This is a genomic window from Streptomyces sp. NPDC044704, from assembly GCF_056433525.1.
The window spans coordinates 1-23,070 of sequence record NZ_JBWKGY010000022.1 but is presented as its reverse complement, the minus strand read 5'-3'; the positions used below and the strand labels follow the sequence as shown (position 1 = coordinate 23,070).

19 protein-coding genes and 1 pseudogene are annotated in these 23,070 nt (G+C 74.6%); 17 read left to right on the top strand and 3 right to left on the bottom strand.

Annotated features, from left to right (window positions below; translation table 11 throughout):
* Positions 1 to 72: 72 nt before the first annotated feature.
* Positions 73 to 306 carry a DUF397 domain-containing protein gene (locus tag AC07B0_RS34345; protein ID WP_356876950.1) on the top strand — a complete coding sequence of 78 codons (234 nt, stop codon included), beginning with the start codon at positions 73 to 75 and terminating at the stop codon, positions 304 to 306.
* Between the two features lie 89 nt (positions 307 to 395).
* Positions 396 to 1,304: a helix-turn-helix domain-containing protein gene (locus tag AC07B0_RS34340; protein ID WP_356876948.1), complete on the top strand. Its 909-nt coding sequence runs from the start codon at positions 396 to 398 to the stop codon at positions 1,302 to 1,304.
* A gap of 6 nt (positions 1,305 to 1,310) precedes the next feature.
* Here the strand turns inward: AC07B0_RS34340 and AC07B0_RS34335 are convergent, their stop codons facing one another.
* A complete protein-coding gene (locus AC07B0_RS34335) occupies positions 1,311 to 2,132 on the bottom strand; it encodes an SAM-dependent methyltransferase (protein ID WP_356876946.1) in 822 nt (273 codons plus the stop codon).
* A 190-nt stretch (positions 2,133 to 2,322) separates the two neighbouring features.
* On the opposite strand from AC07B0_RS34335, the gene AC07B0_RS34330 reads away from it, so the two are divergent.
* The 3 genes from AC07B0_RS34330 to AC07B0_RS34320 all read left to right on the top strand — a co-directional run bounded on the left by AC07B0_RS34330 (position 2,323) and on the right by AC07B0_RS34320 (position 7,030).
* A complete protein-coding gene (locus AC07B0_RS34330; RefSeq protein WP_356876944.1) occupies positions 2,323 to 2,694 on the top strand; it encodes a YbjQ family protein in 372 nt (123 codons plus the stop codon).
* A 202-nt stretch (positions 2,695 to 2,896) separates the two neighbouring features.
* On the top strand, positions 2,897 to 6,340 hold the full coding sequence (locus tag AC07B0_RS34325; protein WP_478899859.1) for an endo-alpha-N-acetylgalactosaminidase family protein: 3,444 nt from the start codon (positions 2,897 to 2,899) through the stop codon (positions 6,338 to 6,340).
* 60 nt (positions 6,341 to 6,400) lie between these two features.
* A complete protein-coding gene (locus AC07B0_RS34320) occupies positions 6,401 to 7,030 on the top strand; it encodes a class I SAM-dependent methyltransferase (protein WP_356876940.1) in 630 nt (209 codons plus the stop codon).
* Between the two features lie 17 nt (positions 7,031 to 7,047).
* Here the strand turns inward: AC07B0_RS34320 and AC07B0_RS34315 are convergent, their stop codons facing one another.
* A complete protein-coding gene (locus AC07B0_RS34315; protein WP_467291736.1) occupies positions 7,048 to 7,887 on the bottom strand; it encodes a helix-turn-helix domain-containing protein in 840 nt (279 codons plus the stop codon).
* Positions 7,888 to 8,348: 461 nt separating this feature from the next.
* Here AC07B0_RS34315 and AC07B0_RS34310 point away from each other — a divergent pair, with 461 nt between their 5' ends.
* The 4 genes from AC07B0_RS34310 (at position 8,349) to AC07B0_RS34295 (ending at position 11,149) form a co-directional block, all read left to right on the top strand.
* Positions 8,349 to 9,263, top strand: coding sequence for a nitroreductase/quinone reductase family protein (locus tag AC07B0_RS34310; RefSeq protein WP_356876936.1), 915 nt, complete (start codon positions 8,349 to 8,351; stop codon positions 9,261 to 9,263).
* Between the two features lie 145 nt (positions 9,264 to 9,408).
* Positions 9,409 to 9,900: an LAETG motif-containing sortase-dependent surface protein gene (locus tag AC07B0_RS34305; protein ID WP_478899858.1), complete on the top strand. Its 492-nt coding sequence runs from the start codon at positions 9,409 to 9,411 to the stop codon at positions 9,898 to 9,900.
* 8 nt (positions 9,901 to 9,908) lie between these two features.
* On the top strand, positions 9,909 to 10,592 hold the full coding sequence (locus tag AC07B0_RS34300; RefSeq protein ID WP_469381953.1) for an RNA polymerase sigma factor: 684 nt from the start codon (positions 9,909 to 9,911) through the stop codon (positions 10,590 to 10,592).
* Positions 10,589 to 11,149 (top strand): hypothetical protein, encoded by a 561-nt coding sequence (locus AC07B0_RS34295; RefSeq protein WP_478899856.1) that lies wholly within the window; start codon positions 10,589 to 10,591, stop codon positions 11,147 to 11,149. Before AC07B0_RS34300 ends, AC07B0_RS34295 begins: the two co-directional genes overlap by 4 nt.
* A gap of 23 nt (positions 11,150 to 11,172) precedes the next feature.
* Here AC07B0_RS34295 and AC07B0_RS34290 read toward each other — a convergent pair whose 3' ends face one another.
* Positions 11,173 to 11,634, bottom strand: a complete 462-nt coding sequence (locus tag AC07B0_RS34290; protein WP_356876928.1) for a MarR family winged helix-turn-helix transcriptional regulator — start codon at positions 11,632 to 11,634, stop codon at positions 11,173 to 11,175.
* A 212-nt stretch (positions 11,635 to 11,846) separates the two neighbouring features.
* Here AC07B0_RS34290 and AC07B0_RS34285 point away from each other — a divergent pair, with 212 nt between their 5' ends.
* The 8 genes and pseudogenes from AC07B0_RS34285 to AC07B0_RS34250 all read left to right on the top strand — a co-directional run bounded on the left by AC07B0_RS34285 (position 11,847) and on the right by AC07B0_RS34250 (position 22,948).
* Entirely contained in the window at positions 11,847 to 13,064 is a 1,218-nt protein-coding gene (locus AC07B0_RS34285; RefSeq protein ID WP_469381956.1) for an MFS transporter, read from the top strand.
* A gap of 35 nt (positions 13,065 to 13,099) precedes the next feature.
* On the top strand, positions 13,100 to 13,531 hold the full coding sequence (locus AC07B0_RS34280; RefSeq protein ID WP_356876924.1) for a GlcG/HbpS family heme-binding protein: 432 nt from the start codon (positions 13,100 to 13,102) through the stop codon (positions 13,529 to 13,531).
* Between the two features lie 62 nt (positions 13,532 to 13,593).
* A complete protein-coding gene (locus AC07B0_RS34275; RefSeq protein ID WP_478899855.1) occupies positions 13,594 to 15,246 on the top strand; it encodes a beta-N-acetylhexosaminidase in 1,653 nt (550 codons plus the stop codon).
* 90 nt (positions 15,247 to 15,336) lie between these two features.
* A pseudogene (locus AC07B0_RS34270) lies at positions 15,337 to 16,029 on the top strand (helix-turn-helix domain-containing protein); the annotation flags it as partial.
* 1,254 nt (positions 16,030 to 17,283) lie between these two features.
* Positions 17,284 to 20,460, top strand: coding sequence for an nSTAND1 domain-containing NTPase (locus AC07B0_RS34265; RefSeq protein WP_478899924.1), 3,177 nt, complete (start codon positions 17,284 to 17,286; stop codon positions 20,458 to 20,460).
* A 279-nt stretch (positions 20,461 to 20,739) separates the two neighbouring features.
* A complete protein-coding gene (locus tag AC07B0_RS34260) occupies positions 20,740 to 21,591 on the top strand; it encodes a C40 family peptidase (RefSeq protein WP_356876920.1) in 852 nt (283 codons plus the stop codon).
* Between the two features lie 117 nt (positions 21,592 to 21,708).
* Complete coding sequence (locus AC07B0_RS34255) at positions 21,709 to 22,095, top strand: hypothetical protein (RefSeq protein WP_356876918.1); 387 nt, start codon at positions 21,709 to 21,711, stop codon at positions 22,093 to 22,095.
* Positions 22,096 to 22,288: 193 nt separating this feature from the next.
* A complete protein-coding gene (locus tag AC07B0_RS34250) occupies positions 22,289 to 22,948 on the top strand; it encodes a hypothetical protein (RefSeq protein WP_478899853.1) in 660 nt (219 codons plus the stop codon).
* The last annotated feature ends 122 nt before the right edge of the window (positions 22,949 to 23,070 follow it).

Here is a 23,070-nt window from a genome sequence, read left to right as displayed (position 1 = left end):
TCGTAGGTGCTTGTCGTGCAATCCCATATGGGATTGCGTGATCATGCACGTCCGACGAGGAGGGGACGGACCATGCAGTTACGCAATGGGGTCGTGGCGAGCGAGATTCCCGACGTGACCTGGGTGAAGAGCAGCGCCAGCGTGGGCAATGGCAACTGCGTCGAAGTCGCCGCACTGGACGGCGGCGGCGTGGCCGTGCGGAATTCGCGTTTCCCCGACGGGCCGGCGCTGGTGTTCACGGCGGCCGAGATCGAGGCGTTCGTCGACGGAGTGAAACGGTCGGAATTCGATCAGCTGACTGGATGACGGCCAAATCCTAGGCCAAAGCTTGGAAGTGTGAGTGGCGAGACTCCATTCTGATGACCGGGACCTGTCTCAGTCGCATAGGAGTTCACATGCCCGCTCTCCCCGAGCCGCTGCCCGATCAGGTCGCTCCCGTACTGCCGTTGGGGAGAGAGCCGGGCCGGGCGGCGGCCGGCCGCGTACTGGGCCAGGCCCTCCGGGGGTTCCGTGAGGAGCGCGGCCTCACCCTGCGGGACGTGGCCCCGGTCATCCGCGGCTCCGTTTCGAAGATCAGCCGACTGGAGCGGGGCGAGAGTCCGCCCAAACCCAGGGACGTCCTCGACCTGGCCCGGCACTACGGGCTGGACGCCGAGGAGACGCGCACGCTGGAGCGGCTCCTGGAATTCGCCCAGGACTGCGAGTGGTACGAACAGTTCAGCGACGTGACACCCGGCTACCTCAGGCGCCTGATCCAGCTGGAAGGCGACGCCGAGGAGATCTGTCTCTACGAGAACCTCGTGGTCCCCGGCATCCTCCAGACCTCTGACTACGCGGCGCACATGGTCAGGGCCGTGATGCCGAGCGCCGCGCCCGAGGAGATCGTCCGCGTCGTGCAACTGCGGACCCAGCGCCGCCTGCGGCTCATGGAGGGCGACGTCCCGCGGCTGACCGTGCTCCTCGACCAGGGCGTGCTCAAGCGCCGCTGCGGCAACGCCGAGGTGATGCGCGAGCAGTTGACGTACCTGCTGAACGCCGGTGACACCGCCAAGGTCAACATCCGCATCCTGGACATGACCTCGGGCTACGTCGCCGCCCCGCCGTACCCGATCACCCACCTCAAGTTCCGGGACGGCGGCCCGGCCGAGCTCGCGTACGTCGAGCACATCAACGGCGCGAACTACGTGACCCGGCCGCGGGCCCTGGACGACCACCGCAACGCGCTGAGCAACCTGCGGGTCGCGGCGGCCTCCAGGGACCGGAGCCGGGAACTGATCGTCGAGGCGCTGGACGCCTTCCGCTGACCCGGGTCAGCGCAGGCGGCCCACTCCGCCCCACTCGACCCAGTCCTTCGGCCGGAGCCCGGCCGGGGGAGGGGTGCTGTCGGGACGCCAGTCGACCACGTCGACGAGGCGCGGTTCGAGGATGTCGAGACCGTCGAAGTACCGCTCCACCTCGTGGGTTTCACGTACCCGGCCCCAATGGCCGTGCGTGCTCACGTCCATGAGGCGGGTCACGTCCTCGCGCACGACGGGATCGTCACTGACGAGCTGGCAGATCACCATGAAGCTGCCCGGCGGCAGCATGGCCGCCGTCCGGCGCACGACCGCCGCGGGATCCCGCGCGTCGTCGGTGTCCGGGATGCAGTGCAGGACCGACACGAACAGGGCGGCGATCGGCGCCTGCCAGTCCAGGAACGGGTCCGTGAGCTGCCGGATCCGCTCGGTGTCGCGCATGTCCTGCGAGATGACGAGGGTGCCCGCGTTGTCGTGGAGGGTGGTCTGGGCGTGCGCGAGGACCATCGGGTCGTTGTCGACGTACGCGACCTTGCAGCCGGGGTCGACGCGCTGGGCCACCTCGTGGACGTTGTCCTGGGTGGGGAGGCCGGACCCGTGGTCGAGGAACTGCCGGATGCCGTAGTCCTCGACGAGGGTGCGCACGACCCGGGTGAGGAACGCCCGGTTGTTGCGGGCCAGGAGCTGGGTGCTGGGCGCGATCTCCAGCAGCTTGGCGCAGGCCGTGCGGTCGCTGTCGTAGTTCTCGACGCCGCCCAGGAGCCAGTCGTACATCCGCGCCACGCTCGGTGTGTGCATGTCGATCACGGGTGGCTGGGGGTTCTGCCCTAAGTCCATGTGCCCTCCTCGCGGCCCTCGCGGGCCTGTGCCGTGGAACCGGCCCATGGTAGGGAGCCCCCACCCCGCCTGCCAATCACCCGTGGAGACCCCCTCGGGACCGTGTGACGTGCGCAAATCGAACGAACGTGCTGTGGGGGGTGGCGGGTCTGCGGATGCGCCGGGCCGACGACGGCGCCAGAGTGGGCGCATGGGTATCGAAGACTACGGCGGCGGGCCCGGAGCCCAGCAGACCGGTGTACTGGTGGTCACGACCAACGACGTTCCCGGCTACCGGGTCGAGCAGGTCATCGGGGAGGTGTTCGGGCTCACCGTGCGCTCCCGGCACCTGGGCAGCCAGATCGGCGCGGGCCTGAAGTCCATGATCGGCGGCGAGCTGAAGGGTCTGACCAAGACCCTCGTCGAAACCCGCAACCAGGCCATGGACCGGCTCATCGAGCAGGCCAAGGCGCGCGGCGGCAACGCGGTGCTGATGATGCGCTTCGACGTCACCGAAGCCGCCGACGTCGGCACCGAGGTGTGCGCCTACGGAACGGCCGTCGTCCTGGTGCCCGCCTCCTGACCCGCCCCGCACCCCGGGATCACCGTGGGTCCGGGAACCGGAAGTCCAGGACGGCGACGCGCTTTGTCCATGGGCCCCGGGCCGTGCGGTCCGCAAGCTGACAGGTCAGTGAGCGGACCGCACGGCTCCGGCAGTCGTGCGCTCCTCCGCGCCAGGTCGCCAGGTGGACGGGGCCTGGGAAGCGCCGACTCCCGGAGGCCCGATGCCCACCCCCCTCTGGCCGGCCGCAGCCGCGGTCGCCGGCCTCGTCGCCACCCTGCTCGTCTCCCCGCCCGCGGCGGCCGCCCCGCCCGCCGCCGGCCCGGTGACGATCACCTCGGCCGAGCTGTCCGTCACCGTCGACAGCGCCTTCCCCCGCGTCGTCGGCTACACGCGGCGCGCCACCGGGGACGTCCTGCACGGCAACGAGGACCCGCTGAGCACGCTCCTCGTCAACGGGACCGCCCACACCCCCACGGTCACCTCCACCCCCTCGGCCTCCGCCGTGGACTACGTGCTGACCTTCTCCGGAGTCACCGTCAGGTCCCGCCTCTCGGTGACCGGGCCGGTCGTCGAGTTCAAGGTCACCGCCATCGAGGACACCCCCGCCCTGCGCGTGCGCAGCCTCGCCGTCCCCGACCACACCCTGGTCAGCGTCCGCAGCGACCAGCCGGGCGCCGCGCTGTCCACGGCGACCATGCACACCGCCACCACCGGCACCGGGGACACGTTCACCCCGGTCACCGGATCCACGCCGGTGGACCCCGCCGCCACCACCGTCATGTACGGGATGCTCAACACCGGCCGGCTGGCCGCCGCCATCGACTCCAACTCCCTCTACGACCAGCCGTCGGGCGGCACCGCCCGCGAGAACGGCCGCATCGCCAAACGGGTCACCGACAAGGGCTCCTACCGCCGCGCCGGCCTGTGGAGCGGCGCCTGGCTCCACCGGGCCCAGGGCGCCGCCGACGGCGACACCGAGCCCCTCCCGTACGCCAGGATCGCGATCACCGCCGACCGCAACGCGGACGCCGCCGTCGACTGGCAGGACGCGGCCATCGCCTACCGCGACATCTGGACCCCGCCCACCGGCTGGCAGGACACCGCGCGGCGGGCCGTCCAGCGCATCCCCTTCAACTTCGCCTCCCAGGCCACCCACCCCTTCGCGCAGACCCTCGACGAGACCAAGCGCGTCGCTCTCGCCACCGACGGCCTGGGCCAGTTCGTCCTGCTGAAGGGCTACGCCTCCGAGGGCCACGACTCGGCGCACATGGACTACAAGGACATCGGCGCCAAACTCGGCGGCGCCGCCGGCCTGGGCGCCCTCACCACCGCCGGGCAGGCCTACAACGCCGACTTCGGCGTCCACGTCAACGCCACCGAGGAGTACCCGGTCTCGGCGACCTTCGACCCCGCCCGCCACACCGGCGGCCTCGGCTGGGACTGGCTCGACCAGTCGTACTACGTCGACACCCGCGAGGACGGCCAGTCCGGCCGGCGCCTGGGGCGCCTGAAGGACCTCAAGGCGGCCGCGCCCGGACTCGACTTCCTCTACGTCGACGTCTGGTACGGCGACGGCTACGTCTCCCGCAAGCTCCAGCGCGAGATCTCCGGACTCGGCCTCCAGCTCGCCACCGAGTTCCCCCAGACCCTCACCGAACAGTCCCTCTGGCACCACTGGGCCACCGACGTCGACTACGGCGGCAGCGACCTGAAGGGCGTCAACTCCACCATCGCCCGGTTCGTCGCCAACCACGCCAAGGACGACTGGATCGCCCGCCACCCGCTGCTCGGCGGCGCCGAGATCACCGCCTACGAGGGCTGGCAGGGCGAGAAGGACTACCCCGCCTTCCTGAACACCACCTTCGGGGTGAACCTGCCGACCAAGTACCTCCAGGAGTCCCCGGTCGTGAAGTGGACCGCGGACACCGTCACCCTGGCCAACGGCACCGTCGTGACCACCGCGGGCGGCAAGCGCCGGATCACCACCGGCGGCCGCACCGTCCTCAGCGGCTCCGCCTACCTCCTGCCGCGCGACGGCAAGCTCTACCACTGGAACGACGCCGGCGGCTCCACCACCTGGACCCTCCCGGCCGGCTGGAGCGCCCCCAAGCTCTACCGGCTCACCGACACCGGCCGTCAGCTGGTCGGCGACCTCACCGTGGGTGCCGGAAACCAGGTCACCGTCAACGCGGCCGCCCGCACCGCCTACGTGGTCACCGCCGGCGCCGCACCCACCCAGCCCGCCCCGAACTGGGGCGAGGGCACCCCCGTCAAGGACCCCTCCTTCTACGCCGGCGACCTGAACGCCTGGACCGTCACCGGGACCGGCGCCTCCGTCGCCCGCAACGCCCACGGCCAGCAGGAGCTCACCTTCGCCTCCGGAGCCGCAGGCGCCGTCTCCCAGCGGCTCACCGGCCTCACCCCCGGCACCCACGCGGCCTCCGTGTGGGTCTCCACCCCCGCCGGGCGGGCCGCCACCCTCAGCGTCACCCCGGCCGGCGGCGGGCCCGCCGCCTCCGTGTACGCGGACTCCTCACCGCTCGTCAACACCCTGGGCGGCAGCGAGAAGAACGGTACGAGGATGCAGCGGATGAAGGTGTTCTTCGACGTCCCGGCCGGGCAGTCCACCGCCACCCTCGCCCTGTCCGCCGCCGCCGGATCCGGCACGGTGTACCTGGACGACGTACGCGTGGTGCGTTCCGCGCGCACCCCGCTGAACGGCCACTGGTTCGCCGAGGACTTCGAGAACGTCGACGCCGGCTGGGGCCCCTTCGTCTTCGGCGGCGCCGGCGGTTCGGCCACCGATCCCCGCACGCACATCGCGCAGCGCAACACGCCTTACACGCAGGCGGGATGGAACGGGAAGCTCGTCGACGACGTGATCAGCGGCCGGAACTCCCTCAAGTCGCACGAGGAGCGGACCGGCCTGGTGTACCGCACCCTGCCGCAGACGCTCCGCCTCACCCAGGGGCGTTCGTACAAGGTGACGTTCACTTACGAGAACGGCTTCGCCGGCGACTACCAGTTCGTCACCGGCGCGGGTACGGCCGAGAACGTCACCGCGCTCGGCCAGGCCCGCACCCCGACCACCTTCACCAGGACCTTCACGGCCGGGGCCGACGCCTGGATCGGCGTACGCAAGATCACCCCGGAAGCCTCCCACAACGAGGCCGACCTCGTCCTCGACGACCTGACCGTCGACGACCTCGGCCCGGCCGGCGGCGAACTCCTCGTCCCGCAGAGCCAGATGCGCGTCAGCTCCGTCGACAGCCAGGAGACCGCCGGAGAGGACGGCAGCGCCGCCCACGTCCTCGACGGCGACGCCGCCACCATCTGGCACACCCAGTGGTACGCGACGACCGCCCCGATGCCGCACGAGATCACCCTCGACCTCGGCGCCCCGTACAACGTCTCCGCGCTGCACTGCCTGCCCCGGCAGACGCAGAGCAACGGACGCATCGCCGACTACCAGGTGTTCACCTCCACCGACGGGGTGAACTGGGGAACGCCCGCGGCCTCCGGCACCTTCGCCGACGGCGCCGCCCAGCAGGACGTCACCTTCGCCCCGAGGACCGCGCGCCACGTCCGCCTCAAGGCCACGCGGGAGGTGGGCGGCAACCCCTGGACCTCCCTCGCCGAACTCAACGTCGGCCACCGGCCCTGAGGAAGGCGCCCGGCCGGCCCCCGCCCCCAGTACGGTGAACTCCCGACACGAGGAGGCGCCATGACCCGACGCGAGTCAGCGGCAGAGGTGTTCGACGCACTGGGGGAGCGGTACGAGGACCTGTTCGGACAGGTGCCCGGCCAGCTCGAAGCCCTCGACCGGCTCGTGGAGCGGCTTCCCGCCGGTGCCCGCGTCCTGGACGTCGGCAGCGGCACCGGCCGGCCCACCGCCGAGCGGCTCGCCCGGGCCGGCCACGCCGTGACCGGCATCGACGTCTCGGCGGCCATGGTCGAAACGGCCCGCGCCCGGGTCCCGGGGGCCCACTTCGAACAGGCCGACGTACGCACCTACGCGCCGGAGCCGGCCGGGTACGACGCCGTGTGCTCCTTCTTCCCGCTGCTGGTCATGGACCAGCCGGACGTCGCCGCCGCGCTCGGCCGCATGGCGTCGTGGGTCGCGCCGGGCGGGTACTTCGTGATGGCCACGGTGCCGGGGGACATCAGGGGCCTGGACATCGAGTGGATGGGCCATCCGGTCACCGTGAGCAGCCTCTCCACCGAGGAGCACCTCAGGCTGCTCGCGGAAGCGGGCCTGGAGGTACTGCGCCACCACACCGCGTCGTTCACACCCGCCGACCCCCTCGCGGGACCCGAGGAGCACCTGTTCTGCTTCGCCCGGCGGCCCGCCTGAGCGAGGGACCGTAGTGGTCAGGGAAGCGGGGGCCGGACGGACTGCTGGGCGCGGAAGCGGACCGGCGCCATGCCGACGCGGCGGCTGAACAGGCGGCTGAAGTACGCGGGGTCCTCGTAGCCCACGCGCCGGGCGATGCCGGCCACCGGCAGGTCGGTGCGGGCCAGGAGTTCCTTCGCGCGGCTCAGCCGGATGCCGAGGAGGTACTCCTTGACCCCCTCGCCGGTGGTGCGGCGGACCGCCCCGCGCAGTTCGGGCAGGGAGATGCCCAGCCGCGCGGCGTGTTCCGCGACCGGGATCGGCAGCAGCGCGTCCCGGGTCAGGGCCTCCATCACCGCGTCACCGTGCCGCGACACCCCCGCGCTCGCGTACCGCAGGGCCACCAGCAGGGCGTGCACGGCCGCCGCGGCCTCCACCTCCAGCAGCGGGCCGCCGCGCCGGGCCGCCCGTACGATCCCGTCGACCACGTGACGCACCCCGGCCGTCCCGCTCAGCGGCACCAGCGGCCGGTCGGGGGTCACGTAACCGAGGTCGGTGTACGCCTCCACGCCGGGGCCCGCGAAGTCCACGAAGCACTCGTCCCAGCCGCCGCTGCCGGGGCCGTAGTGGTGCTCGACGCCCGGTACCAGCCAGAGCAGGGCGGGCGCGGTCACCGGCTGCGGCGGGCGACCGGCGTGCGCGAACCACCCCCGCCCGCGGGTGACGACGACGGCCACGTGATGGTCCAGCGCCCGGGGGCCCACCACCGGAAGCTCCCCCTCCTGCACCCCCACGCCGAGACAGACCAGGCCGAGCCGGCGATGGCCCGCGGTCGGCGAGAAGTACCGCATCCAACTGCTGTACGGGGGCGTCGGCATCTGCGGATTGTGATCCACGGGGCCTGTGTGCTCAAGGGGCACCCGGGCGCCTCCCCGCGTCCGGTCGGAGGGCTTCGCCCTGCCGGGCACGCTCCTGCGGGAGCTCCCGCACGGTCAGCCACATGATCATCGGCGTTGACAACGGCCGCCCGCCTGCGTGTAATGGGGACCGGTGTCGCGTGACTCCGGCCAAAGAGCAGTGGGCCGGCCGGTGATCGGGCGAACACCCCCACCCCTGAGGAAGCGCCTTGAGTCAGAACTCCGCGCCCCGCAGCTGACGTCGTACGGCCGCACGCCGGCCCCACGTCACTCCCGCACACCTGCGCCCGGCACGCGCCGCGGCCCCGCCGCGCCGTCCGGTGCCACCCCCCGCGTCTCTTCCGCACGCCCCGCCCCCGCCCCCGGCCGTCCCGCCGGGCCGGGCGGCGTGCCGTGCCCTGCCCCGAGAGGGAAACACAGTCGTGCCCACGTCGTTCAACCAGTCCGTCATCGAGGAGTTCCGCGCCCGCCGGGGGAAGGTGGGAGGCCCCTTCGAGGGCTCGGACCTGCTCCTGCTGACCACCACCGGAGCCCGGTCGGGAGCCGAACGGACCACCCCGCTCGGCTACGTCCGCCACGGAGACGGGCTGCTGGTCGTCGCCTCCAACCTCGGCGCCCCCCACCACCCCGACTGGTACCACAACCTCCTCGCCCACCCCCAGGTCCGGGTGGAGCTCGGCGCCGACACCTTCGAAGCCCTCGCGGTCCCGGCCGAGGGGGCCCGGCGCGACGAACTCTTCGCCCACGTCCTCGAAGCCGAACCCGGATACGGCGAGTACCGGGACCGGACCGACCGGACCCTGCCCGTCGTGGTCCTCGGCCCGGCCGACCCCGACGGGTGGCAGGCTCCCGGAGAGGTCCGCGACCTCGCGGGCAAGATCATGGAGGTCCACACCTGGCTGCGGGCCCAGCTGCGCCACGTGAGCGCCGAAACCGACGCCCACTTCGCCGCCCGGGCCTCGCACACCGGCCCGGGCGAACCGCCGCCGCCGGGGCTCGGCCTGCAGATCCGCCAGCGCTGCCTGGCGTTCTGCCGGGCCCTGGAGTTCCACCACGTCAGCGAGGACGACCACCTGTTCCCCGGGATGGCCCCCCACCACCCGCACCTGGCCGGCACGTTCGCACGCCTGCGGGAGGAACACCGGAAGCTCGCGGTCGTCCAGGGCGAGCTCGTGGGCCTGCTGGACGGCCTCCACATCGCGGAACCGGAGCGGTTCCGCGCCGAACTGGCCCGGATGACGGCCGAACTGACCGCGCACCTCGACCACGAGGAGGCGGAACTCGTCCCGCTGCTGGCCGAGGTCCCCTGGCCGCCGCAGCCGCCGGGCCGCGGCTGAACGGAGCCGGACGGGGAGCGGGGAACCCCTCGCGGGTCCGCGCGAAAAGTTTTTCGGAAACAGTGGCAACCGATCGCGCACTCGCGCGTCGTGCGGGGGTGAAGGGCGAAGTTCCGCGCCCTCGACCCGACCGTGGAGAACCACTGTGAAGAACCTCAAGCGCGTCCCCCTCTCCGCCCGCCGGGCGGCCCTCGTCGTCGCGGCCGCCACGGGCGCGGCCGTCGTCCTCGGCGGGCCGGCCGTCGCCGCGCAGGGGGCGGCCGTCGCCGCGGCGCCCGCCGCCACCGCGACGCCGAGCGCCGCGCCCAGCGCCCAGCCGACCGCTCCGTCGAGCGCCAAGCCGAGCCCGGCCCCGACCAGCCCGGCGGGCGCCAAGCCGAGCGCGGTCCCGGCGAGCCCGTCGACCGCCAAGCCGACCCCGGTCCCGACGAGCCCGGCGGGCGCGAAGCCGACCCCGGTCCCGACGAGCCCGGCGGGCGCCCAGCCGAGCGCGGAGCCCTCCGCCGCCCCCGGCGGATCCGAGCTCGCGCATACTGGCTCCTCGGCGACCACCGTCGCCCTCGGCGCCGGCGCGGCCGGGCTCATCGCCGTCGGCGGGGGAGCCCTGTACGCCGTGCGGCGCCGCGCCGCCAACTGAGGACACCCGTGCTCGACCTCGCACCATCCATCAGCCCCCTCACGCCCGGGTTCGCCCGGGCGTGGCGGGGCTTGTGGTGGTGGCTCTCGCGCCGCGAGCGTTCCGCCCCGCCGGCCGGTCCCGGCACGCGCCCGTACGCGTACACGTACGGCGGCGCCCGGACCTTCGGCGACGACGGGACGCCCGGCGCGGAGGAGCCGCCGCCCCCGCCCACCGTCAGCGAGCTGTACCACGCGCACCGGCTGGGCATGGTCCGGCTGGCGGTGCTCCTCGTCGACGACCCGGCCACCGCCGAGGACGTGGTCCAGGACGCCTTCACCGCCCTGTACCGCCGGTACGGGGAACAGATCACGGAGGTGGACAACGCGCTGGGCTACCTGCGCACCGCCGTGGTGAACACCTCGCGCTCCGTGCTGCGCCGCAGGCGCACCGCCCGGGCCTGGGTGCCGCCGGTGACGGCCGACGTGCCCTCCGCCGAGGCCTCCGTCGTGCTGGGCGAGGCGCACCGGGAGGTGCTGGCCGCGCTCGGCAAGCTGTCCCCGCGCCGCCGCCAGGTGCTGGTGCTGCGCTACTGGGCCGATCTGAGCGAGGCGGAGATCGCCACCACCCTCGGCATCAGCCGGGGAGCGGTGAAGTCGAACGCCAGCCGTGGTCTGGACGCGCTGGAGAAGGTTCTGGAGGGCCGGGTATGACGGGTACGACGGACGGGGAGCAGCGCCGCGGCGAACGTCCCGTGGAGCACCGCCTGCGACAGGCACTGGCCGCGCGGGCGGACGAGGTGACCGTCGTCGGGCTGCGGCCCGCCGATCCGCCGGGTCCGCACCTGCGGCGGCTGTCCGTGCGCGCGCTGTGGCGGCGCCGCTCGGTCTGGGCCTTCGCGGGGCTGTCCGGGCTGGCCGCGGCGGCCCTGGCCGGCTACCTCGTACTCGGACCCGACCAGCTGCCGCCCCGGCCGGTGCCGCCCGCGGCGCCCCCCGAGCTCACCACGCCGACGCCGACCCCGACGCCGACCCCGGCGCCGGGCCTGCCGTCGGGATCCCCCCTGCCGAGTCCGGCCCCGTCGAGCCCCGCGTCGCCCGCGGGGAGCGCCACGCCGTCCAGGCCCCCGTCGACCGCCGCCGGGGTGCCCGCCCCCACGCCGACCCCGTCCCGGCCCCCCGCGACCACCCCGGTGAGGTCGGCGCCGCCCGCCGGCGCCACACCGCTGCCGGGTGGACCGTCGGCGGCCGTGAGCGCCCCGGCCCCGTGACCGGCTGAAACGGACGGAAACCGTCAGGCGCGGATCGTGCCCGTGTCCTCGATCGCCTTGACCAGCGGGGCCAGTTCGGGATGGCCGGCCGCCTCGTCGAGGGCCTCGCGCAGGGCCGCGTCGTTGGTCGGCCGGGCCCGGGCCAGCAGGGCCAGGCCCGCTTCGCTGACGTCGGTGTAGATGCCCCGGCGGTCGGTGTCGCAGATGTAGCGGTTGAGCAGCCCGCGGTCCTCCAGCCTGCTGACCAGCCGGGTCGTCGCGCTCTGGCTGAGCACGACCGAGTCCGCGACCTGGTGCATGCGCAGGTGCCCGCCGGGGCCGCTGTGCTGCCGGCTGAGCACGTCCAGCAGCGAGTACTCGCGCACGCTCAGCCCGTGGCCCGACTGGAGCGCCCGCTCGATGTGCGCCTCGATGCGGCCGTGGAGGAGGGAGAGGGCGCACCAGCCCTGGGCGAGGGCGGTCAGTGCGCTGTCCGTGGCCGTCATGGCTCCTCCGTCGTTGCCGGTGGCGTCGTCTCGTCGCCGCGTACCGCCAGGATAGGCCACCGACGCAATAGCCCGCGCTTGCAAATATCCCGCGTCTGCAATTAATGTGGACGAAGGCAAACGGCGAACGCAAGATCCACCGTCGTCCGCCGCCCCGCGCCACGAGCGCCCCGCCCCCACCCCCCACTCGAACCCTGAAGGGCACCTCCCTCATGCCTCTCGCGCTCCTCGCCCTCGCCATCGGGGCCTTCGGGATCGGCACCACCGAATTCGTGATCATGGGCCTGCTCCCCGAGGTCGCCGCCGGCTACGGCGTCACGATCCCCACCGCGGGCCTGCTGGTCACCGGCTACGCCCTCGGCGTCGTCCTCGGCGCCCCGCTGATGACCGTCCTCGGCACCCGCCTCCCCCGCAAGCGCATGCTGATGCTGCTCATGGGCCTGTTCGTCGTCGGCAACGTGCTCTCCGCCCTCGCCCCCGCCTTCGGCGTGATGCTCGCCGGGCGCGTGGTCGCCTCCCTGGCACACGGCGCCTTCTTCGGCATCGGCTCGGTGGTCGCCGCCGGACTCGTCGCCCCCGAGAAGAAGGCCGGCGCCATCGCCATGATGTTCACCGGCCTCACCGTCGCCAACGTCGTCGGCGTCCCCCTCGGCACCCTCGTCGGACAGCACCTCGGCTGGCGCGTCACCTTCCTGATCGTCGCCGCCCTCGGCGTGGTCGGCCTGCTCGGCATCGCCCGCCTCGTCCCCGAACTGCCGCGCCCCGAGGGCGTGCGGATCCGCCACGAACTGGCCGCGTTCCGCAACGTCCAGGTCCTGCTCGCCATGGCGATGACCGTCCTCGGCTTCGGCGGAGTCTTCGCCGCCATCACCTACATCACCCCGATGATGACGAACGTCGCCGGCTTCGCCGACACCTCCGTCACCTGGCTCCTCGTCCTCTTCGGCCTCGGCATGGTCGCCGGGAACCTCGTCGGCGGCCGTTTCGCCGACCGCGCGCTGATGCCGATGCTGTACGTGTCCCTGGGCGCGCTGGCCGTCGTACTGGCCCTGTTCACCCTCACCGCCCACACCAAGGCGGGCGCCGCGGCCACCATCGTCCTCATCGGCGCCCTCGGCTTCGCGACCGTACCCCCGCTGCAGAAGCGGGTCCTGGACCAGGCCGCCGGCGCCCCCACCCTGGCCTCCGCCGTCAACATCGGCGCCTTCAACCTGGGCAACGCCCTCGCCGCCTGGCTCGGCGGGCTCGTCATCGCCGCGGGCCTCGGCTGGACCGCGCCCAACTGGGTCGGCGCCGCCCTCGCCGCCTCCGCCCTCGTCCTCGCCGTCCTCTCCGGAGCCCTGGAGCGCCGCACGGCACTCCGCGCGCCGGCGGACACCGGCCGCGCCGCACCGGCCGCAGCCCCCGCGCCCGTCCCCGCCCACCACTGACCCACCCGCACCCCCCTTCCCCCCAGGAGTCCCGCATGTCCAGCACCGCCACCCGCACCGCCGTCACCCCCCTGACCAGCGAGGACGCCGACCTGCTCGTCGCCGCCGCCCGTACCGCCGCCGAAACGGCCGGGGTCGCCGTCAGCGTCACCGTCCTCGACGCGGGCGGCCACCTGCTGGCCTTCCGCCGCGACGACCGCGCCGTACTGATCTCCGGCGAGACCAGCACCCGCAAGGCCTTCACCGCCCTCCAGCTCGACGCCCCCACCGCCGACCTCGTCGACGCCGTCCAGCCCGGCGGGCTCTTCCACACCCTGCCCACCGCCCTCGACCGGCCGCTGCTCTTCATCGCGGGCGGCCTGCCCGTCCACCGCGACGGCCGCCTCATCGGGGCCGTCGGCGTCGGCGGCGGCGCCCCCGACCAGGACCACGGCTTCGCCGCCACCGCGCTCGCCGCACTGGTCTGAACCCCCCGGCTCGCGCGCCCGTGTCTCCCGTGCCAGGTTGGTACGGGGGACACGGGCACACCATGAGACAGACGAGCGGCACGTTCGGGAGAGGCAGGACCATCGCGACGGCAACGGCCGCCGCCCTGGTCACCCTCGCCGTGCCCGCCTGCTCCGCTTCCACCGGAGCCGCGCCCGCGGCCCCCAGCCCCAGCCCGGCCGTCTCCACGGGCGGCCCGGCCGCCACCACCCCGGCGAGCGAAGCCCCCACCCCGCCGCCCCCGCCGCCCGCCTCGTACCCGCTGTCCACCGCTCCGAGCACCGTCCCGGCCGTACGGGAACACGTGCCCGCGCGGGGGCCCGGCTGGAAACCGGCCGCCGGCGCGCGGGTGGTCGTGAACCCCGCCGACAGCGCGGCCCTGTCCGACGAGGGAAAGCTCCTCGCCGGTGAACTGCGCCTGGGATACACCGAGTCCGACGAGGCGAAGCCCGGTGACGTCGAACTCGACCTCGCCGCCAAGGGGTCCGGCCCTGCGGAGTCCTACACCCTCACCGTCCAGAACGGACGCGTCCGGATCACCGGACCCGACGAGGCGGGCGTCTTCTACGGCACCCGCACCCTCAAACAGGCGATACGCGGAGCCGGTTCGGCCCCCGAGGGCACCGTCAAGGACGCCCCCGCCAAACCGCAGCGCGGCCTCAACCTCGACATCGCGCGCAAGCACTTCGCCCCCGAGTGGATAGAGGACCGGCTGCGGGAGATGGCCGACCTGAAGCTCAACCAGCTCGGCCTGCACTTCTCCGACGACCAGGCCTTCCGGATCCAGTCCGACAGCCATCCCGAGATCGTCTCCACCCCGCACCTCACCAAGGCCGAGGTCCGCCGGATCACCGCGCTCGCCGCCCGGCTGCACATCGCCGTCGTCCCCGAGATCGACTCGCCGGGCCACCTCGGCGCCGTCCTGCGCGCCCACCCCGGCCTGCAACTGCGCGACGTACAGGGACGGGCCGTCAAGGGAGCCGTCGACATATCCGACCCGGCGGCGGCCAAACTGGTGGACGAACTGCTGCGCGAGTTCATCCCGCTGTTCCCCGCCGGAGCCTGGCACCTGGGGGCCGACGAGTACCAGGCCCTGGTCGTCCGCGACCCGCAGGCCTCCTTCCCCCAGCTCGCGGCGGCCGCCCGGCAGCGCTACGGACCGTCCGCCCAGGTCCAGGACCTGGCGACGGGCTGGCTGAACGACCGGGCCGCGGTGGTCCGCCCGTCGGGCAAGGCCCTCAAGGCGTGGAACGACGGATTCTTCAGCGGGGGAGTGGTCGCGGCGGCGCCCGACATCCAGGCCGAGTACTGGACGGGCAAGGAGATCGGCGCGCGGCCGCCGCTGGCGTACCTCGACGCGGGCCGCAAGGTCGTCAACCTCAACGACGAGTACCTGTACTACGTGCTCGGCGAACCGAACCAGTTCACGTACCCCACAGGCCGCCGCATCTACGAACAGTGGACCCCCCTGGTCCTGCGCGGCACCACGGCCGTCCCCGCCCGCTACGACGCGCAGGTCCTCGGCGCCCGGCTGGCCGTCTGGGCCGACCTGGCCGGATCGCAGACACCGGCCCAGGTCGCCGCCGGCATCCGGCTCCCGCTGGCGGCCCTCTCCCAGAAGGTGTGGGACTCCCGTCCCCCGCAGCGGCCCTGGCCCGAGTTCCAGTCCCTCGCCGAGCGCCTCCGGACTCCTTAGGGGGCGCCGCCGTCCCGGGCGGCCTCCGTCTCTTCCCCGGGATCGGGCGCTCATGCGTCCTCCGGTCGGATTCAGTCGAACGGGGGAGGCGTGCGGTGCGGGGGGCGCGGGCGCCTCGCTAGCGTGGGCCGCCGGATCTCAACGGAGGCGCGCGTGGACGCAGGGGACCTGTCGACGGGAGCCACAGACGCCGGCCGGGGCGGGCGGGCGCCGGGCCCGGCCGCGGACTTCGGCGCGGCCCTGCGTCAGGTCAGGACCGAACGCGGGCTGTCGCTGTCCGCGCTGGCGCGGCTCATGCACTACAGCAAGGGCTACCTCAGCAAGATCGAGAACGGTACGAAGCCGCCCACGGCCGATCTGGCCCAACGCTGCGACGAGGCCCTCGGCGCGGGCGGCGCGCTGGCCCGCCTGGTGCCGGACGCGGTACCGCAGGCGCGGCGGCCGGAGGCCGCGGCGGCGGCCTGCCCGTACCGGGGGCTGGCGGCGTTCGGCACCGGGGACGCCGACTGGTTCTTCGGCCGGGAGCGGGCCGCCTCGGCGCTGCTGGACCGGCTGGCCGGGCAGGCGGGCAAAGGCCCGCTGGCGGTGGTGGCCCCTTCGGGCGCGGGCAAGTCCTCGCTGCTGCGGGCCGGTCTGGTACCGGCCCTGCGCGGGGGCGGTGGAGGCCCGTTCGGCGCCGCCCCCCGGGTCGTACTGTGCACGCCGACCGCCCACCCGATGCGGGAACTCCAACGCGTCCTGACCCCGCCCACCCAGCCCCCGCCAGCCCCACCGACCCCTGACGAAGCCCCGGCCCAGGCCCAGGCCCAGGCCCAGGCCCCGGCTTCGGCTTCGGCTTCGGCTCCGGCTCCGGCTCCGGGCTCGGGCTCGGCTTCGGGCCCGGCTCCGGCTCCGGGTTCGGCCCAGGCCCAGGGTTCGGGTTCGGCCCAGGCCCAGGCCCCGGCCCAGGCTCCGGGCCCGGCCCCGGCTCCGGGCCCGGCCCAGGCCCCGGCCCCGGGCCGGGGCTCGGCTCCGGGCATGGCTTCGGGCTCGGCTCCAGCCCCGGGCTCGGGCTCTGCTCAGGGGGCGGCTCCGACCCACGACCAGGGCCTGGCCCCGACCCAAGTCCCGGCCCAAGGCCAGGGCTCGGCCCCGCCCCAGGTCCCTGGGTCAGCCCCGGGCCCGGCGGCGCCCCAAGCTCCGCCTCACCCCCCGGGCTCAGCCCTGGATCCGGGCCCGGCCACGACCTCGGCTCCGGCCCAGGCCCCGGCCCATGGCCCGGGCGCGCCCCCGACCCGGGACCTGGGCTCAGCCTCGGATCCGGGCCCGGCCCCGGCCCCGGCTCAGGACTCGGCCCCCACCCAGGCCCCGGCCCGGGGTCCGGCCCATGCGCCGGGTCAGGGTCGAGGGCAGGGCTGGGATCCGGCTCGGGGCCAAGGCCGGGCCCAGGCCCCAACCCAGGCCCAGGGCCCGGCCCATGCTCCGACGTCGGCCCCCACCCCCGCCGCCGTACCGGAACCGCGGCCGGGGGCCGGAGCCCGGCCACCGGAAGTGCCGTTCCGGCCCGACGGGCAGGTCGGGTCGGTGAAGGGGGCAACGCCGGACGGCCGCGACGCGCGTCCCGGATCGCTCGTACGTGACGGACAGGCCGGATCGGATGCGTCGGTCGGATCGGAGGATCCCACCGTCACTGCCGGACCCGCCGGACCCGTCGGACCCGGTGGCCCCGCTGGAATCGCCGGACCCGCTGGAAACGCACGACCCGCCGGCCCAGCCGGAACCGGTGAGCCTGTTGGCCCCGCCGGCCCTGTTGGCCCCGCTGGCCCCGCCGGCACCGCTGGACCCGCCGGAATCGCCGGACCCGCCCGAACCGGTGGACCTGTTGGCCCCGCCGTACCCGCCGGACCCGGTGGACCTGCTGGCCCCGCCGTACCCGCTGGAACTGCCGTACCTGCCGGAACTGCCGTACCCGCCGGCCCCGCCGGCCCCGCTGGACCAGGTAGCCCCGCTGCGCCCGGTGGCACCGCTGGCACCGGACGGGTGGGCGGAGGTGCTGGGGTGGGTGGTGGTGGGGTCGGGGAGGGGCGGATCGTGCTGGTGGTCGACCAGTTCGAGGAGGTGTTCACGCTGTGCCGCGACGAGGCCGACCGGCGGGCCTTCATCGCGGCGCTCACCGAGCTCTCCGGCGGCAGCGCCGACACCCCCGCGCTGGTGGTGCTGGGCCTGCGGGCGGACTTCAGCGGCCGCTGCCTGGCCTACCCCGAGCTGGCCGACGTGTTCGCGCACGGCCTGTTCGTCCTCGCCCCCATGACCCCGGAGGAGCTCCGCGCGGCCATCACCCGCCCCGCCGAGCGGGCCGGGCTGCTGCTCGAACCGGGGCTGGTGGAGCTGCTGGCGCGCGACGCCGGGGCGGAGGACGGGACCCCGGCGGGATCGGCGGGGGCCCTGCCGCTGCTGTCGCACGCGCTGCTGGTGACCTGGGGCGCCCGCTCCGGCCGCACCCTCACCGTCGCCGGGTACGAGGCGACGGGCGGCCTGCGCGGCGCGGTGGCGCGCACGGCCGAGGACGTGTTCACCGGCCTGGACGCGGCCGGGCAGGAGGCGGCCCGTCGCGTCCTGCTGCGGCTGGTGCAGTTCGGGGACGGGGACGGGGACGTGGAGACCCGGCGCAGGGTCGCGCCCGACCGGCTGCTGGCCGGCCTGCGGGACTCGCGCTCGGCCGGCTCCGCCCTGGACGCCTTCGTACGGGCCCGCCTCGTGACGGCCGGGGCGACGGCCGGTGAGTCCGCGGTACGGATCACCCACGAGGCCCTCTTGCGGGCGTGGCCGCGGTTGCGCGAGTGGATCCACTCGGACCGGGCGGGGCTGCTGCTGCGCCAGCAGCTCGCCGACGCGGCGGCGGCCTGGGTCCGCGGCGGCAGGGACGCGGAACTCCTCTACCGGGGCGGCCGGCTGGCGGCGGCGGAGGAATGGGCGGAGCGGCAGGACGGCCGTGATCCGCCGGGCCCCTGGGAGGGGGAGTTCCTCGCGGCGAGCCGAGCCGAGGAACGCGGCCGGCGGCTGCGCTCCCGGCGGCGGGCGAGGACCCGGCGCCGGCTGCAGGCGGCGTTGGGCGTCCTGCTGGTCGTGGCGCTGGGCGCCGGCGGCCTGGCCTTCCACCAGTGGTCGCGGGCGGTGGAGGAACAGCGGACCGCGCAGTCGCGGGAGCTGGCGGTTCGGTCCGGGGCGATGGCCTCCGGGCAGCCGGAGGCGTCGATGCTGCTCGCGGCGGAGGCGTACCGGACCGCGCCCACGACGGAGGCGCGCGGCGCGCTGCTCAGTACGCAGGCGCAGGCCTTCACCGGCCGGCTGTCCGGGCACACCGGCCCGGTGAACGGCGTGGCCTTCGCGCCCGACGGCCGGCTGCTCGCGACGGCCAGCACCGACGGCACCGTACGGCTGTGGGGCGGAGCCGGCCACCGGTCGGCGGTGGCGACGCTCACCGGGCACGGCGCGCCGGTGCTGGGGGTGGCCTTCGCCCCGGACGGCCGGCTGCTGGCGTCGGCGGGCGCGGACGGGGCCGTACGGCTGTGGCGGCTGCCCGAGCGCCAGCTGGCGGGCACGCTCTACGGGCACGGCGGCGGCGTCCGCTCGGTGGCCTTCTCACCCGACGGAACGACCCTCGTCTCCGGGGGCGTCGACGCGACGGTACGCCTGTGGGACACGGCGACCGGGCGGCTCGGGAGCACGCTGCGCGGACACACCGACGCGGTGCACGGGGTCGCGTTCTCCCCGGACGGGCGGCGGGTCGTCTCGGGCGCCGCCGACCGCACCGTCCGGCTGTGGGAGGTGGCCGACGGGGGCGAGGCCGCCCCTGCGGAGGTACTCGAAGGCCACGGCGACGGGGTCCTCGGGGTCGCGTTCGCACCGGACGGCCGCAGCGTCGCCTCGGGCGGCGCGGACCGGACCGTCCGGATCTGGGACGTCTCCGGGCCGGGCCGGCCCACCGGGACCGAGGTGCTGCGCGGGCACAGCGACGACGTCAACGCCGTCGCCTACACGCGGGACGGCACCACGGTCGTCAGCACGAGCGGCGACGGGACGGCCAAACTGTGGGACACGGCCGGCCACCGGATCACCCAGGTCCTCGCGGGGCACACCGACTACGTGCTCGCCGTGGCGGTCGGCCCCGACGGCCTGCTGGCCACCGGGGGCTTCGACCAGTCCGCGGTGGTGTGGGACCCGGGCCGGACCTCGCTGGTGGTCCGGCCCTTCGCCGAGGTGTGGCAGGCGGCCTTCGCCCCGGGCGGGCGGCTGCTCGCCTCGGCGGGCGCGGACCGGGCCGTCCGCCTGTGGGACCCCCGCCAGCGCCGGCTCGTCGGGACGCTGACGGGCCACCAGGGGGCCGTCTTCGCGGTCGCGTTCTCCCCCGACGGGAGGCTCGTGGCCTCGGCGGGCGCGGACCGCACCGTCAGACTGTGGGACTGCGCCCGGCGCACGCTCCTCGCCACGCTCACCGGGCACGGCGGGTCCGTGTTCGCGGTGGCCTTCTCACCGGACGGCCGCACCCTCGCCTCCGCCAGCGCGGACCGGACGGTGAAACTGTGGGACACCGCCCGCCACGTGCAGCTCAGCACCCTGACCGCGCATCAGGACTTCGTCAACGCGGTCGCGTTCAGCCCCGACGGCCGGCTCCTGGCCTCCGGGAGCGACGACCTGACCGTGCGGCTGTGGGACGTCGCCGCGCGCTCGGCGCGGTCGGTCCTGCACGGGCACGCGGGCGCCGTGCGGAGCGTCTCGTTCAGCCCGGACGGGCGGCGGCTCGCGAGCAGCGCCAACGACGGCACGGTCCGGGTATGGGATCCGGCGTCGGGACGTCCGGCCGCCACCCTCACCGGACACACCGGCGCGGTCCGCGCCGTGTCCTTCGGCCCGGACGGCAGGGTGCTGGCCTCCGGTGGCATCGACGGCACCGTGCGGCTGTGGGACGCGGTCGGGTTCCGGCCGGTCGCCACCCTCGCGGGACACGGCGGGGCCGTGTGGGGAGTGGCCTACGACCCGTCCAGCGGCCGTCCGGCGAGCAGCGGGACGGACGGCACGGTCCGCTTCTGGTCCGTCGACCCGGGCGAACGCACGGCCGCGATCTGCACCCTGATCGGCGATCCGACGCCGGCCCGGTGGCGCTCCCTGCTGCCCGGACGCCCGTACCGGCCGCCTTGCGCCGCTGCAGCGGCCGCCGCCGCGCCGCGGGGCTGACGGCCGCTCAAAACGCCTGGTGGGAGGGGGTTTCCCGGGGGTTTCCCGTTTCCCGTCGAGGTGGGCGACCCGTGGTTCCTCGACATGCGGGGGTGGCGGGGCACAGTCTCGGAGTGCCCGCTGGACGGCCGGTCCGTGCTCACGAGGACGAGCACGACGAGGAGTACGCCGGCGAGCGGCACGACGAGTACGCGGCACGACGAGTACCAAGACGAGCACCTCGACGAACACGACGACACCGCGGGACACCGCGACGGGGACGGGGGAAGGGACATGGGGATGCGGAGAACGAGGGGGGCGGCGGTGGCGGCGGTGGCCCTCCTGGCCGTGTGGGGAGGTGCTTCCGGCGCCCCGGCGGCCGCGGCGCCGCCGTCGAAGGCGGCGGCGGGGTCCTGCGGGGTGCTCGCGCCGGGGGCCGCCGCGGTGGCGGAAGGGGCCGTACGGGCCGCCTGCGAGCAGATCGGCGTCTGGTACACGTGGGGCGGCGGTCACGGACCCCAGCCGGGGCCGACGTACGGTCAGGTCGACCCGAGCGACCCGGACAGCGCGCACGATCCGGAACGGCTGGGCTTCGACTGCTCCGGACTGGTCCGGTACGCCTACGCCCGCGCCGCCGGCGGCGACCCGCTGGCCGGCAACTCGTACCACCAGTTCCACTCGCCGCAGGTGAAGCAGCGTTTCACGGCTGCCCAGGGGACCGCGCCGCTGCTGCCGGGGGACCTGCTGGCCTGGGGGTCCGGGGGTTCCGTCCACCACATCGCGATCTACCTGGGCGCGGGGAAGATGGTCGAGGCCCGGGAGTCGGGCACCCGGATCACTGTCAGCGACGTACGGCTGGGCGGGGACTACGCGGGAGCCGTCCGCATCGCCGCGGCGGCGGCACCAGGCACCTTCAGCACCTGGGGCACCGATGTGTGGACCCACGAGGAGCCTTCCACGACGAGTGCGCGGGTGCACAAGTTCCCCGGCCCGACCACCGTGCGCATCGAGTGCCAGAAGCACGCCCAACCGGTGACGGCGGAGGGCTACACGAACGACGCCTGGTCCTACCTGCCCGAGTACGCGTCGTGGATCACCAACATCTACATCAAGGGCCCCGCCTGGCTGGACGGCGTACGCACCTGCCCCTGAGCACCGCTCACGCCCCCGACCACGCACGCCCTGTCCGTGCACACGACTGACCGCGCACGCGACCGACCGCGCACACCCATCACCCGGCTCCCGAGGGAGCCCTTTCGAGGAGGAAGCATGTCCGCACGCAAGAAGATCGCCCTGGGTCTCGCCGCCGCCGCACTGGCGGGCGGCATGGCCACCGTGACCGGCCCCGCCGCGGCGACGCCCGCCACCGGGACGAGCACGGCCGCCGAATGCGGCGTCCGCTCCGACGCCAAGCTGTGGTGTGGCAACCGCGTCGGCGCCAAGGGGTACGCCCACCGCCGGTACAACACCAACGAGGTACGGGGGCCGCTGAACACCGGCTTCAGCTGGTTCCAGTGCTGGGGCCGCGGCGACCAGCACGCCGGCGGCAACAACGTCTGGTACTGGACCAAGCTGGACAACGGCCAGTGGGGCAACGTCCCGGCCGTGGACGTCCACACGTCGGTCGACCCCGCCCCGGGCCTGAACCAGTGCTGACGCTCTGAACGGCCGCCCCTCCCCGCCAGGAGGGGCGGCCTTCGCGCGTCGCCCGCGGGCGGCGGTGTCACGGAGGTCCGGGACGGGCAACGGCTCGATCCCGGGTCGGTGACGAACGGGATCGGGCCATCGCCCTGGCCGGATCCCCGCGCTACGTTGACGCGACGCTTCAGCGCGGCAGAGGGAGACGACGATGCGAGCAGGACGAGGACGGCGGACGGTCCTGGGTGCCCTGGCCCTGTGCGGGGTGCTGGCGCTCACCGGCTGCCAGGGCGACGACGGCGACGACGGCACGTCGCCCGGTACGCCCCCCACCGCCCCCGCGGCGCCCTCCGCCACCGCCTCGAAGCCCGCCGGCAGCCCGGCGGCGGCGCCGAAGCCGGCAGCGACCCCGACCACCACCGCGACCGCCTCCACCGGGGCGACGCCGCCCGGTGCGGGGGCCACGCCCGCCAAGAAGCCGGGGTCCCCGGCCCCCGGGGCCGGCTGCGACCACAAGATGCCGATCTCCCCTGACGAGGTGGCCGTGAACCGGTACACCCCCGAGGGCGGCTTCCACAGCCTGATCGTCAAGCACGGCAACTGGGGCTGCGGCGCACCCGGCACCGACGGGGCGCCCTTCGAGACCGTGGGCAAGGAGACCTTCATCCCGATCGCCTCCGACGCCAAGATCACCGCCGTCACGCCGATCGTCGCGAGCACCGAGAACCAGAAGATCACCCTTCAGCAGCTCATCGACTGGCTCGTGGCCCACCCCGACCAGGGCCTGGTCTTCCGCTACCACCTGGGAGCCGACGTGAGCTCCGGCGAAGGGCCCGCGATCGACACCCTGGACCAGGTCTTCACCCCCTGAACGGGAGACGGCGCGGCGGTGCCCCCGGCCCGGGCCGGGGGCGGTGCCGAAGTCGCCGTGGCTCTTGGCCCAGACGTGCTCGCGGTTCCAGTCGTTGACCCCGCCGCCGTTGGTGGCCTTGG